This is a genomic window from Janthinobacterium breve, assembly GCF_051380895.1.
In the GTDB taxonomy this organism is placed as follows: domain Bacteria; phylum Pseudomonadota; class Gammaproteobacteria; order Burkholderiales; family Burkholderiaceae_D; genus Janthinobacterium.
In genome coordinates, this window is record NZ_JBNYXY010000007.1 from 399,611 (window position 1) to 412,263 (window position 12,653).

Genomic DNA, 12,653 nt, shown 5'->3' on the forward strand with positions numbered 1-12,653 from the left:
AGTTTAGCCCATTTTTCTTCGATGACGGGCGCGCCATACTCGCCGTTCCTACTTTCCGAGCCGATCCCATGCCCTCATCCTCACGTCTTTCACTCCCCCTGCAAGTGCTGGCCGCCTGCCTGACGGGGCTGCTGATTCCCCTGTGCTTCACGGGCCCGGCCGTGGCGCTGCCCGCCCTCGGCGCCGAATTGCACGGCAGCGCCGCCGCCCTGAACTGTGTCATCAATGCATATATCCTCAGCTATGGCAGCGCCATGATGGTGGCGGGCAGTCTGACGGATGTGCTGGGACGGCGCCGGGTCTGGCTGGCGGGGCTGGCACTGTTTTGCGTGGCAACCCTGGCCATCGCCATCGCGCCTTCGGTGGCATGGATCGCCGCGCTGCGCTTCGTGCAAGGCCTCGGCGGCGCAGCCGCGTTTGCCGCCGCCATGTCTTCGCTGGCGCCCCTGTTCCACGGCGCGGCGCGCAGCCGCGTGATGAGCATGCTGGGCACCACCTTCGGCCTGGGCCTGGCTTTCGGTCCGCTGGCGGCGGGCGCCGTGCTGGCGCTGGCCCGCTGGCCCGCCATCTTTTACGCCACGGCCGCGCTGGGCGCCATCGGCGCGCTACTGGTGCTGTGCAGCGTGCCGGCCGATCCGCCGCGCAGCAAGGGCCGGCTGGACTGGCCCGGCGCCCTCAGCTTCAGCGTCGCGCTGGCCCTGCTGACCCTGGGCATGCTGCTGGTGCCCGAACACGGCTGGCGCAGCGGGGCCGTGCTTGTGCCCGTCGCCTCGTCCGTGGCGCTGTTTTTCATTTTTATCGCGATCGAACGCAGGACGGCGCAGCCCATGCTGGACTTGACGCTGTTCCGCCAGCGCCGCTTTGTCGCCGTGCAAGTGCTGGCCGCGTCGCCCGCCTTCCTGTTCATCGCGCTCATCGTCATGCTGCCGGGGCGCTTCATCGGCATCGACAATATGTCGGCGCTGGCGGCGGGCCGCCTGATGATCGCCCTGGCCGCGCCGCTGCTGCTCGTGCCCATGCTGGCGGCGCTGCTATTGCACTGGGTCAAGGCCGGCACCCTGTGCGCGGCGGGACTGCTGCTGGCGGCCTGTGGGCTGGCCTGGCTGACGCAGGTGCTGGGCCATGGCGGCGGCGCGGCGCTGGCCGGACCGCTGCTGCTGATCGGCGTGGGCATCGGCTTGCCGTGGGGCTTGATGGACGGCATGGCCTTGAACGTGGTGGAAACAGAGAAGGCCGGCATGGCGACGGGCATCTTCAATACCGTGCGCATCAGCGCCGACGGCGTGGCGCTGGCCCTGGCGGGCGCCGTGCTGGCCGGCCTGATCGGCACGGATCTGGCGCGGCAATTGCCCGCCGATCTGCCCGTGCTGGCGGCTGCCAGCCGCGCCGCGCTCGGTGATATCCAACAAGCAACACAGCTGCTGGGCGGCCAGGAAACACTGCTGCGCGCCAGCTATGACGCCGCCTTCCGCCAGTTGCTGGGCGCTTTGGCGTGGCTGGCCGTGGCGCTGGCGGCGCTGGTGCCGTACTTGCTCAGGAAGAAAAAAGCACCTAACAAAACCGTAGCGAGCGGAAGGTAGAGGTGGTCGAGAAGCGCAACCGTACTAAAGTACGGTGAGCATCGCAGGCCGCCTATACCAACGCGCAGTAGGTTTTGGAAGGTGCTTTAGGCGTCCAGGCCGTAAAACACGGCAACGAGGACGGCGATATTGTTGCAGGCACGGGAAAATGTCGTCGTCGCATAGGCAACGGCCACGCCCGGTTCGCGGTAGCGCAGGTAGACAAAGCTGAACATGGCGCCCGAGCCCAGCGCGACGATGGCGTGCAGCAAGCCACCGCTGATGAAATGCACGATGCCCCACAGGATGGCGCCGATGACAATGCTCAGCTGGCGGCTGGCGCCCAGGCGCTTGAGGATTTCCAGCGGCAGCAGCTGGCCCAGGAAGGTTTCCAGGATGGGAGAATAGATGACGACCCAGAACACCAGCAGGGGCAGCGACATTTCGCGCTTGAACTTGGTCAAGCCCGTGTGTGCGCCCCAGTATTCGGGCGGCAGCAGCCATTTGGTGACGAACAGGATCACAAAGCACAGCATGCAGGTCAGCAAGCCCCAGCCCAGGCCGGCGAGGGCCAGCTGCAGCACGGGCGGCGCCGGTTTGTCGTCGTCCGGGCTGGATAGATCGTGGCTGCTGCGCACTTGCATGAGAAGTCCTAGCGGTGATCCAGCTCTCATTGTAGCGCGTAATAAGGCCGTTGGCGCGCCGCGCTGGTGCGCTATCGGCCTCAGGCCGCCAGGCGCAGGGGAGCGTTGGCCGGCTGCGCCAGTTTGAAGATCCCCACTTCCTGTTCCAGCTGGGCTGCCTGCTGCTGCAACTCGTGCGCGGCAGCGGCCGCCTGCTCCACCAGGGCCGCGTTTTGCTGGGTGACGCGGTCCATGTCGACAATGGCGCGGTTGACTTGCTCGATGCCGGCGCCCTGCTCCTGCGTGGCGTGGCTGATCTCGGCCATGATGCCCGTCACCCTGCCGATGCCGGCCACCACCTCATGCATGGTGGCGCCCGCCTGCTCGACGAGCACCGTGCCCGTGCCCACCTTGCTGACGGAATCGTCGATCAAGGCCTTGATTTCGCGCGCGGCGGCGGCGGAGCGCTGCGCCAGGCTGCGCACCTCGGTGGCGACCACGGCGAAACCGCGCCCCTGTTCACCTGCGCGCGCCGCTTCCACGGCCGCGTTCAAGGCCAGGATATTGGTCTGGAAGGCGATACTGTCGATCACGCCGATGATGTCGACGATCTTGTTCGACGAAGCATTGATGAGGCCCATGGTATGCACCACTTCGGCCACCGCCTTGCCGCCCTGCTCCGACACGGTCGACGCTTCGCGCGCCAAACGGTTCGCCTGCTGCGCGTTGTCCGCATTCTGGCGCACGGCGGAAATCAGTTCTTCCATCGATGACGCCACTTCTTCCAGCGAGCTGGCCTGCTGCTCCGTGCGCTGCGACAGGTCACGGTTGCCCGAAGCAATCTCGGTCGAGGCCGTGGCGATGCTTTCCGTACCGTGGCGCACCTTGCCGACGATGGCGGCGAGGTTGTCGCGCATGGTCTTGATGGCAAACAACAAGCTGCTGTCGTCGCCGTGGCGCGTGTACACGTCGATGGCCAGTTCGCCCAGCGCGATGCGCCCGGCGATCGAGGCCGCATATGCCGGTTCGCCGCCCAGCTGGCGCAGCAGGCCGCGCGTGATGACGGTGGCCACCGCGATGCAGATAAGCACGCTGAGCGCGGCCAGCACGCCGATCCAGCGCAGCGACTGGCCATAGATGGCGCGCGCGGCCACGCTGGCCTGCTCCGATTCGCGCTGCACGTTTTTCAGGACGGCATCGATGTCGGCGACGATCTGGCGCCGCAGGGGGCTGCACTCCTCGACGAGGAAGGTGCCGTACTGCTCCATCTGTCCCGTGGCGCGGAACTGGCGCGGACGCTGCAATTCCTGCGCCATGGTTTTCAGACCCGTGCTGACTTTCTCGAATTGGGGATCGCCGGCGAACTGCGGCGCCAGCCTGGCCAGCGCGTCCAGGTACAGTGCCTTCTGGCTGTCGAGGATGGCCAGTTCTTTTTCTGCGGCGGCCTGGTCATGGAAGATATACGCGTTGCGGGCAGCCAGGCCCGTCTGGTCGAGCGCTTCGCGCGCCACGTACAGTGGGTCGAGTTTTTCCAGCTGTACCTTGTCCTGCGCGTCCATGGCGCCGGAGATGGCGCCGATGCGCAGCAGCGCAAACGCGGCCAACACCAGCATCAGTAAAACCAGCAGCCCGAAGCCTGCGCTCAGGCGCGCGCCTATCGTCAAACGATTGAATGACATCATTGTTGTTATTGCCCTGTTTAAAGTTGAGTGTTGCCGGTTCCGCTAGAACCGGCGATCTGCTTACCGTCGTGTTACCTTTCCTGCATGTCGCAGGATGGGACTCTAACTGGCGTTTTTTGGGCAGTCAGCTTCTATTTCGGGCAATGTCCACGCGCGCGGAAAAACTCCCGCGCGCGTACAACAGCACACTGAATTATAAGCGAACGGCGTTCTGGATGATTTCACGCGCTCGCTTTTAATGCTTTGATGCAAGTCAAGGGGCGTCGATGACGGCCATGGTGATGCGCGAGATGCAGCACAGTTTGCCGTCGTCATCGACGATGCGAATTTCCCACACCTGGCTGCTGCGGCCCCGGTGTATCGGCGTGGCGCGTCCCGTCACATGGCCACCGCGCACGCCGCGCACGTGGTTGGCGTTGATTTCCTGCCCCACGCTGACGTGACGGGTGGAATCGAGGCAGGCATTCGCGGCCATGCTGCCCAGGGTTTCGGCCAGCAAGACCGATGCGCCGCCATGCAGCAGCTTGAACGGCTGCATGGTGCGGTGGTCGACGGGCATGGTCGCTTCGATCCAGTCTGGGCCAAATGCCGTGAATGCGATGCCCAGGTGGCGCATGGCCGTGCCCTCGCTAGCGGCGTTAAGCGTAGCCAGGTCAAGCGGTGCGTGCCAGATTTCCATTGTTACCTCGGATAAGTGTGGAGAAAAAACCATTGTAGGACAGCCGGCGCGCGCGTGCTGCTTCATCTTTCCTTCACCGTGGCACGGGGTGGCGCTGACATTAACTGGTTATAATTGCCCCATTCTTAAAAAACGAGGTTGTGTATGAAGTGGGCCTTGCTGGGCATTTTTGTGTTTTCTGTTTTACATATTCATTTTCGTGGCAAGGTGCGCCTGCCGTTTCGCCGCCAGATCTTCGATCACTCCTCGTTCATGGCGCCGCTGAACCTGTTCATGCACACCTTTTCCAAGGTGCCGGCCACGCCATATCTTTCCGTCGATCAATTTCCGGAACTGGCGCCGCTGCAGCAGAACTGGCAAATCATCCGCGATGAAGCGTTGCGCATGCAGGAAATGAAAAAGATCAAGGCGGCTGAAAAAAACAATGACGTGGGCTTCAATTCCTTCTTCAAGTATGGCTGGAAACGTTTCTACCTGAAATGGTATGACGCGAATCACCCGTCGGCACAGCAAATGTGCCCGCAAACCTATGCGCTGCTGCAATCGATTCCCTCGATCAAGGCGGCCATGTTTGCGGAACTGCCGCAAGGCGGCAAACTCAACCCGCACCGTGATCCGTTCGCCGGCTCGCTGCGCTACCACCTGGGCTTGCAGACGCCGAACGACGACCGCTGCTTCATCGACGTCGATGGCGAACGCCACAGCTGGCGCGACGGCCAGGCCGTGATGTTCGATGAAACGTATATCCACTGGGCACGCAACGATGCCGACAGCGACCGCATCATCCTGTTCTGCGACATCGAACGCCCGATGCGCTACCGCTGGGCGCAAGGCCTGAACCGCTGGCTGGGCCGCACCCTGATGACGGCCGCCGCCTCGCCCAACGAACTGGGCGACCAGGTGGGCGGCGTGAGCAAGCTGTTCCAGATTTCCTGGACCATGGGCCAGTACCGCCGCCGCTTCAAGGCGTGGAACAAGACGGCGTACCAGGTCACCCGCGTGGCCCTCGTCGTGGGCGTGATCGCGCTGATCTACTTTATCTAGTTGACGCGGTGTCTCCCGCATAAGAAAACCGCCTTCGAGCGGTTTTTTTATAATGCGATGCCACTGTCCAGGAAAATGTTGAAAAATGACCGAACGCAACCGCCAATACGATATCCAGATTGCCGATGATGCCTGGATTGAATTCGTCGACATTGCAGGGCGCTACGACCAGGCCATCGACATCGATGCCCTGCTGGGAGGGCTGTGGCCGCTGATTTACCGCCTGGAAACGCATTGCGTGGCCGGCTGTTGCGGCATGGATGCCTACGACTTCACGCGCACAGGCATCGCGACGGCGCTGCTGGAACTGGATCGTGCGCAACTGCATGCCGCCTGCTCAGCGGCCAAGGTGGCCGTGACGGCGGCGGCCAGCGATGTATTGACGAGTGCCACGATGAATCACTTTGCGGATAAACGTGTGTTCCTACAATGGCTCGACCATCTGGACGCGTGCATCGTCGCACAGGATCGCGCAGGGGCTTGACCTTGCCAAGGCGGGAAGGTCCAAGGTGACGCTATTGAAAGATAACCGAGGAGAATCCCGCATGCCCCAGATCACCATCCTGCCCCATCCCGAGCTGGCCCCCGACGGCGCCGTCTTCGACGCGCCAGAGAAAATGAGCATTTGCGACGCCTTGCTGCTCAATAACATTGACATGGAACACGCCTGCGGCCAGGTGGGCGCCTGTTCCACCTGCCACGTAGTCGTGGTGCAGGGTTTCGACTCGCTCAATGCACTGGGCGATAATGAAGACGACATGCTCGACCAGGCCTGGGGCTTGCAGCCCCACTCGCGCCTGTCGTGCCAGGCGCGAATCGCCCAGGAAGACTTGACCTTGGAGCTGCCCAGGTACACGCTGAACCACGCCAAGGAATAGTCCCGGGCGTGGCGGCCTGCTTACCTGACCATGCTTACCACATGATCACGCGTTGCTCGGGCGGCAAATACATCGGGTCACCCGGCTTGATGCCGAACGCTTCATAAAAGCCCGGCTGGTTCTTCACCGTGCCCTTGGCGCGGAATTCGCCCGGCGAATGGGGATCGCTCTTGATCTGGGCGATGGCCGCCTCGGGACGCAATTTCGCGCGCCATTTCTGCGCAAAGCCGATGTACAGGCGCTGTTCGCCCGTCAGGCCGTCGAGTACGGGCGACGGCTTGCCACCGAGCGAACGTTGGTAGGCCTTGTAAGTGATCGACAGGCCGGAATTGTCGCCGATGTTTTCGCCCAGGGTCAGTTCGCCATTGATGTGGTAGCCCGGCACGGGGCTGTAGGCGCCATATTGCTTGACGAGGCCGGCGGCCAGCGCCTTGAAGGCCGTGCGGTCTTCCGCCGTCCACCAGTTGCGCAAACGGCCCTTGGCATCGTATTGGCTGCCCGAATCGTCGAAGGCATGGCTGATTTCATGGCCGAAGGTGATGCCCAGCAAGCCGTAATTGACGGCATCTTCCGCTTTCACATTGAAAAATGGCGGCTGCAGGATGGCGGCCGGGATCGTGATGGCGTTCAGCGACGGGCTGTAGCTGGCGTTGACGGTTTGCGGCGTCATCGACCATTCGTCGCGGTCGACGGGTTTGCCCAGCTTGTCCAGGTTTTGCTGGCGGCTCCAGGCGCGCGAGGCGCGCACGTTGGCGATCAGGTCGTTCGGCTGCGTCTGCATGCTGCTGTAGTCGCGCCAGGTATCCGGATACGCGATCTTCGGCTTCAAGGCTGCCAGCTTGAGCTGGGCTTCCTTCTTGGTTTCCGGGCCCATCCAGTCGAGCTGCTCGATGCCATCCTTGAACGAGGCGACGAAATTGTCGAACATGGCCATTACGCGGGGCCGGGTTTCCGGCGGCAAATACATTTCCACGTAACGCTTGCCGACGGCATCGCTGATGGCGTTGTCCGTGAAGCGCAGCGCCAGCTGCCACTGCGGTTCGCTTTGCGGCACGCCGCGCAGCACCGTGCCGTCGAAGGCGAAGCGCTCCTTGACGGTAGCGCTGTCGAGGTAGGAGGCATAGCTTTCGATGATGCGCCAGTTCAGGTAGCTCTTCCACGATGCCAGTGGCACGGCGGCCACGGTGTCGGAAAAGCCTGTCATGAAGCTGGGCTGGCGTACCACGGCCGAGCTTTCCTTTTTCGCCAGGCCGGCGGCGGCAAAGTAGGCTTTCCAGTCGAAAGCGGGCGCCAGTGCCGTGAATTTGTCGAAATCGACGCGGTTGTACGACTTGACGGGGTCGCGCATCTGCACGCGCGTCCATTGCACGGCCGCCAGGCGCGTTTCGATGTCGAGGATTTGCGCCGCGTGTTCGGCGGCTGCCTGGTCGCCGCTCATGGCCAGCATGGTTTCGATATGCTTGAGGTATTTGGCGCGCACGGCCTGCAGCTTGGCATCGTCCTCCTTCAGGTAATAATCGCGGTCAGGCAAGCCCAGGCCGGACTGGCTGATGTTGACCGTGTAGCGCTCCGGGTCTTGCGCATCGGGCGCCACATAGGCGGAAAACGGCGTGGCGATGCCATTGCCTTGCAAATAAGCGAACAGCGCCGGCAAGTCTTTCTTGTCTTTCACGCTAGCAACGCGGGCCAGTTCGGCGCGCAGGGGCTTGAAGCCGGCCGCATTGCGCGCCTTGTCGTTCATGAAGCTCGTGTACAGGTCGGCAATCTTGTGCGCCTCGCTGCCCGGCTTGCCGGGGTTCTTGAGGGTGGCGTCGATCAGGCCGCGCAGCTGGCCCTGCGCGATTTCGCGCAATTCGATATACGTGCCCCAGACGGATTTGTCGGCCGGGATGTCCGTATTGCGGGTCCAGACGCCGTTGACGTAGCCGTAGAAATCATCCCTGGGGCTGACTGCGGGGTCCAGGGTTTTCAGGTCGATGCCCGAGACGGGCGCGGCAGCGCCTTGCTGGGCGTACAGCGACGGCGTGGATAAGGCGAGCAAGGCGCAGCAGGCGGCGCTGATGAGTGAGCGTTTCACGAAGATTCCTTTAATTGTTTTCACTTCATGTTGGAGAACATGCTGTGTCCAGGCATGCGAGGCAGGATTATAGTCGGCTCGCTTGCGAGGAAACAATGTCCGTTGAATAAGTCCAGCGATCCGATGTGCGCTGAAGCAAACCGCAGGCCCGCGCCGATGATAAGTAAATGTTACTATATTGCAATAGATGTGCCAACCGCGCCCCATATCTCTTCGCCTATCTCTCAGACTGGAGCAGCTTGATGCAGGAATGCAGATTCAATATTTTCGGCACGCTGATTGCCATCCGGGGAAATCCGGGCGCCTGGCGCGCATTCTATCTCGGCGCGGAAGGCAAGCGCCGGCCCGCCGATTTCATTATTCCGGACGATATTCAAGCCGATGCGCTGTGCGAATACCTGGCTGACCTGTTCCATGAAGAGGCGACGCCGCGCAATAACACGGCAACGCAAATCAGCTCGCCAGCGGTCGAGGCCTAGCCTATTTCACCGGCTCGAACGTCACTGTCAGCCCGTTTCCCGTGGTCCTGATCTGCGTGGGCACGAACTGCACGCCCGCATAGCGCAATTCATCGGGCTTGAAGGTGTAGATGGGCGTTTCATGCATGAGCTGGTCGGCCACCAGGCTGGCCACCTTGGCGAACTGGCGCTGCTGCGCTTCATCCATGCCGTCGATGCTTACCTTGTCCACGCTCGCTTCGCTCAGGAAGACGGCGTTGCGCTGGGCGTCGAGCACCAAACGGCCCGACATGGCCAGGCTGCCGCGCCAGCTCTGGCGGATGAAAGGCGGCAGAACGCTGGCGTCCACGCTGAGGGCCACACGTTCACGCTCGGGCTGCAAGGACAGTTGCGGGTGGGTCAGCTTGACGTCCAGCACGGACAGCACGCGCTTGTCGATGGGAAAGCGGCGCTCCAGGCCTTGCTGCATCTTGCTCAGCGACACGTTGACGTCGCGCGGGCCGATCAGGGTGGAACACGAGGCCAGCACAGTACAGGCAAAAGCGGCGATGGCGGCGGTTTTCAGCAAGGGACGGATAGCGGTCACATTCATGGATAGTCTCGGTGGAAAGATGGCGCCATCTTACACATGCGCCGGCTTCAACACAAACGGCGCCCGGCTTGCGGCGGGCGCCGTTCTTTTACGTCTGCGTCTTAATGCACGAACAAGGCGATCAGTATGACGATGGGCAATGGAATGCCCAGCAGCAGCAAGAGGATGGAACGCATGGCAGTCTCCTAGATTGAAATGGATGATTTAAATGGTCACATGGCGCAGCACGCGCTCATGGTCGCGCTGGCGGCCGCCGAACGTTGCCGCCAGGCTGGCCACGAAAGCGCCCAGCAGCAAGGCGACGAACATCCACAGGGCCGTATGGGCACCGGCCTTGCGGGCCGTTTCCGCCGCTTGCTGGGCAGCCGCCTTCGCATCGGCGGCGGCCTTGGCGGCGCGCGCGTAGACGGCGTCAACGCGCGCTTCCGCTTCAGCCTGCGTCAAGCCCGTGCGGCTGGCCACGACCTGGCCCAGGTAGGCGCGGTCATCGGCAGCCAGGTTGCCCTTGGACAGGCCCGTGGCGAAGATCTTGCCGATTTCCACGCGCTGGTCGGCGAGCGTGACGCCGGCAGTTGTTGGCGCTGGCGTGCCAGCGGCAGGAGCGGCGCGCAGCAGCATGTCCGAGAAATAATCGAGCGGATTGGCGCCGCCACCCTCGCCTTGTTTGGCGCCCGCAGCACCAGCCGCTGCGACCGGGGACACTGCCGCCGCCACGCCGCTGCCCGCGTCGATGGCGCCGCTGAGCACGGCCCGCGTGCCGCCGGCCAGCACGGCCACGGTGATCAGGGTGGCCACGGCCCAGGCCAGCAAGCCGTGCGCCGTATCGCGGAAATGCACTTCATCCGTGTGGATGGAACTCCATTTCACGCGCAAACGGCCTGCCATGTAGCCGCCGATGCCGGACGCGGCCAGTTGCATGAAAGCCAGCCAGGCGATGGTCGACACGCCGATGGCCGTGGCGTTGAACGACCACGGTGACACGGACGATAGGCCCAGGCCCACGCCGAGGATCAGCAGGATGAAGGACAAGGCGGCGGCGGCGGCTGCGCCCGCCAGCACGGCGCCCCAGGAAACGCCCGGATTGTTCAGGTCCGACACGGACAATTGTGTAGCTTGCATGGAATTCTCCCTTGGTTGGTAATGTTTTTAGGCGCTCAGGCGGCGCTGCTCGTCAGCTGTTCCTTGCGTGCGGCCATTTCCCGGCCCAGCGCATCGAGGTCGACGGCCGTATGGCGCACCTTGGGAAACATGTCGCCCTCTTCTTTCTTGACGTGGTGTTCTATCTGCTCGGACAGCACCTTGACCTTGGCGTCGTACAGGTCGTCGGCGGGGTCCATCGCTTCGATTTGCGCAATCAGTTCCTTGGCGCTCGCGTGCTCGACGACGGCCTCGTCCATCAAATCGCCGTCGTGGATGGGGCGGCGCACGGCCGGGTAGAAAATCTCTTCTTCCAACTGCGTGTGTACGGTCAATTCCTGGCAAATCTGGTCGGCCAGCTTTTTCTTGGTGGCAAATGAGCGGTCGCTCAAGCCTTCATATTGGGCAAACAAGGCTTTGACAGCCTTATGGTCCTGCATTAATAAACTGATCGCATTCATGGCGCCTCCTTGTTGTAGATGAAATAAGGATGCGCCAAGGCAGCGCCAGCGTATGTGCGACGCCTTACACAAACTTGATATTCAATTCATATCAGTATCCTGCACCTACTTGATGCCGTGGTGGCCCATCAGGTCGTACAGCGTGGGCCGGCTCACGCCCAGCAGCTCGGCCGCGCGGGCGATATTGCCGTCGGCCCGCGCCAGCGCGCGCACCATGACCTTGTATTCGGCCGCTTCGCGGGCCTGGCGCAGGTTCAGCGGCTCATCCTGGGGTGCCGCCTGGGCACTGGCGGGCAAGCCCAGGTCGTCGGCGGCGATCTGCGGTCCGTCGCACATGATGACTGCCCGCCTAATGCAGTTTTCCACCTCGCGCACATTGCCGGGCCAGCCGTAGCTTTCGATCAGCTGCAGCGCGCCTGCGCTGAAATGCAGGCTGCCGCGCCCTTCGCTGGCGCAGAACTTGTTCTTGAAATGGTGGGCCAGCAAGGCGCAATCGCCGGCCCGTTCGCGCAGGGGCGGAATGCGCAAGACGATTTCGCTGAGGCGGTAAAACAGGTCTTCGCGGAAACGTCCCTGTTCCGCCAGCATCTTCAAGTCCTGGTGCGTGGCGCAGACGATGCGCACGTCGACGGCGATCTCGGCGCGCCCGCCCACGCGCTCGATAACCCGCTCCTGCAGGAAGCGCAGCAGTTTCGCCTGCAGCGCCATCGGCATGTCGCCGACCTCGTCGAGAAAGAAAGTGCCGCCGTGGGCCAGTTCGATCTTGCCCAGGGTTTGCCGCGCCGCGCCCGTAAATGCCCCCCGCTCATAGCCGAAGAGCTCGCTTTCCAGCAGGTTTTCGGGAATCGCCGCGCAGTTGATGGCAATGAAACGCTGCGCGTGGCGGCTGGACAGCGCATGCAAGCCCCGCGCAATCAGCTCCTTGCCGCTGCCCGAGTCGCCCAGCAGCATCACGCTGGCCGACGATGGCGCGACTTTTTCCACGCTGCGGCACAGTTTCAGCATGCCGGGGTCGCGGCTGACGATGCCGGCCAGCGGCGAGTCCGCCTGCGTCTGCAGCATGCGGCGGTTTTCCTGCTGCATGGCGTGCAGGTAGAACGCGCGGGCGATGACCAGGCCCAGCATGTCGGCCTCGAACGGTTTCTGGTGGAAATCGTAGGCGCCCAGGGCGATGGCCTTTAACGCATGCGCGCGCTCCTGGTTGCCCGACAGGATAATGACCTTGGTGTCCGGCGCCAGCGCGAGGATGTGTTGCAAGGTGGCCAGACCTTCCGTGGCCCCGTCCGGATCGGGCGGCAAGCCCAGGTCCATCGTCACCACGGCAGGCTGGTGGCGCCGCACCAGCGCCAGCGCCGCCTCGCGCTCGCCCGCCAGCAAGACCTCGTAGCCGTCAAAACTCCAGTGCAGCTGCTTTTGCAAGCCGGGATCGTCTTCGATGACCAGCAGTTTCTGTTTGCCCATGG

The 12,653-nt window shown here is 63.1% G+C and carries 13 protein-coding genes; 5 read left to right on the top strand and 8 right to left on the bottom strand.

The window, feature by feature from the left end:
• Positions 1 to 68 precede the first annotated feature (68 nt).
• On the top strand, positions 69 to 1,580 hold the full coding sequence (locus tag ACQ4W0_RS16240; RefSeq protein ID WP_436577658.1) for an MFS transporter: 1,512 nt from the start codon (positions 69 to 71) through the stop codon (positions 1,578 to 1,580).
• An 86-nt stretch (positions 1,581 to 1,666) separates the two neighbouring features.
• Here the strand turns inward: ACQ4W0_RS16240 and ACQ4W0_RS16245 are convergent, their stop codons facing one another.
• The 3 genes from ACQ4W0_RS16245 to ACQ4W0_RS16255 form a co-directional block, all read right to left on the bottom strand.
• Positions 1,667 to 2,203: a CPBP family glutamic-type intramembrane protease gene (locus ACQ4W0_RS16245; protein ID WP_436577659.1), complete on the bottom strand. Its 537-nt coding sequence runs from the start codon at positions 2,201 to 2,203 to the stop codon at positions 1,667 to 1,669.
• Between the two features lie 80 nt (positions 2,204 to 2,283).
• Positions 2,284 to 3,864, bottom strand: coding sequence for a methyl-accepting chemotaxis protein (locus tag ACQ4W0_RS16250; protein WP_436577660.1), 1,581 nt, complete (start codon positions 3,862 to 3,864; stop codon positions 2,284 to 2,286).
• 253 nt (positions 3,865 to 4,117) lie between these two features.
• Entirely contained in the window at positions 4,118 to 4,543 is a 426-nt protein-coding gene (locus tag ACQ4W0_RS16255; protein WP_436577661.1) for a hotdog fold thioesterase, read from the bottom strand.
• A gap of 144 nt (positions 4,544 to 4,687) precedes the next feature.
• On the opposite strand from ACQ4W0_RS16255, the gene lpxO reads away from it, so the two are divergent.
• The 3 genes from lpxO (at position 4,688) to fdx (ending at position 6,465) form a co-directional block, all read left to right on the top strand.
• A complete protein-coding gene (lpxO, locus tag ACQ4W0_RS16260) occupies positions 4,688 to 5,587 on the top strand; it encodes a lipid A hydroxylase LpxO (RefSeq protein ID WP_070259823.1) in 900 nt (299 codons plus the stop codon).
• 85 nt (positions 5,588 to 5,672) lie between these two features.
• Positions 5,673 to 6,071, top strand: a complete 399-nt coding sequence (locus ACQ4W0_RS16265) for a DUF6331 family protein (RefSeq protein ID WP_436577662.1) — start codon at positions 5,673 to 5,675, stop codon at positions 6,069 to 6,071.
• Between the two features lie 61 nt (positions 6,072 to 6,132).
• On the top strand, positions 6,133 to 6,465 hold the full coding sequence (fdx, locus tag ACQ4W0_RS16270) for an ISC system 2Fe-2S type ferredoxin (protein ID WP_436577663.1): 333 nt from the start codon (positions 6,133 to 6,135) through the stop codon (positions 6,463 to 6,465).
• Between the two features lie 34 nt (positions 6,466 to 6,499).
• On the opposite strand, the gene ACQ4W0_RS16275 is transcribed toward fdx, so the two are convergent.
• Positions 6,500 to 8,542, bottom strand: a complete 2,043-nt coding sequence (locus tag ACQ4W0_RS16275; RefSeq protein WP_436577664.1) for a M13 family metallopeptidase — start codon at positions 8,540 to 8,542, stop codon at positions 6,500 to 6,502.
• A gap of 242 nt (positions 8,543 to 8,784) precedes the next feature.
• Here ACQ4W0_RS16275 and ACQ4W0_RS16280 point away from each other — a divergent pair, with 242 nt between their 5' ends.
• Positions 8,785 to 9,021: a DUF7661 family protein gene (locus tag ACQ4W0_RS16280; protein WP_436577713.1), complete on the top strand. Its 237-nt coding sequence runs from the start codon at positions 8,785 to 8,787 to the stop codon at positions 9,019 to 9,021.
• A 1-nt stretch (position 9,022) separates the two neighbouring features.
• On the opposite strand, the gene ACQ4W0_RS16285 is transcribed toward ACQ4W0_RS16280, so the two are convergent.
• The 4 genes from ACQ4W0_RS16285 to prsR all read right to left on the bottom strand — a co-directional run bounded on the left by ACQ4W0_RS16285 (position 9,023) and on the right by prsR (position 12,651).
• Positions 9,023 to 9,592 (bottom strand): DUF1439 domain-containing protein, encoded by a 570-nt coding sequence (locus ACQ4W0_RS16285; RefSeq protein ID WP_436577665.1) that lies wholly within the window; start codon positions 9,590 to 9,592, stop codon positions 9,023 to 9,025.
• Between the two features lie 204 nt (positions 9,593 to 9,796).
• Positions 9,797 to 10,711, bottom strand: coding sequence for a hypothetical protein (locus ACQ4W0_RS16290; RefSeq protein ID WP_436577666.1), 915 nt, complete (start codon positions 10,709 to 10,711; stop codon positions 9,797 to 9,799).
• Positions 10,712 to 10,746: 35 nt separating this feature from the next.
• The gene (locus ACQ4W0_RS16295) at positions 10,747 to 11,190 is read right to left on the bottom strand and encodes a hemerythrin domain-containing protein (RefSeq protein WP_436577667.1); all 444 of its coding nucleotides are present in this window, start codon (positions 11,188 to 11,190) and stop codon (positions 10,747 to 10,749) included.
• Between the two features lie 105 nt (positions 11,191 to 11,295).
• Complete coding sequence (gene prsR, locus ACQ4W0_RS16300) at positions 11,296 to 12,651, bottom strand: PEP-CTERM-box response regulator transcription factor (RefSeq protein WP_436577668.1); 1,356 nt, start codon at positions 12,649 to 12,651, stop codon at positions 11,296 to 11,298.
• Positions 12,652 to 12,653: the final 2 nt, after the last annotated feature.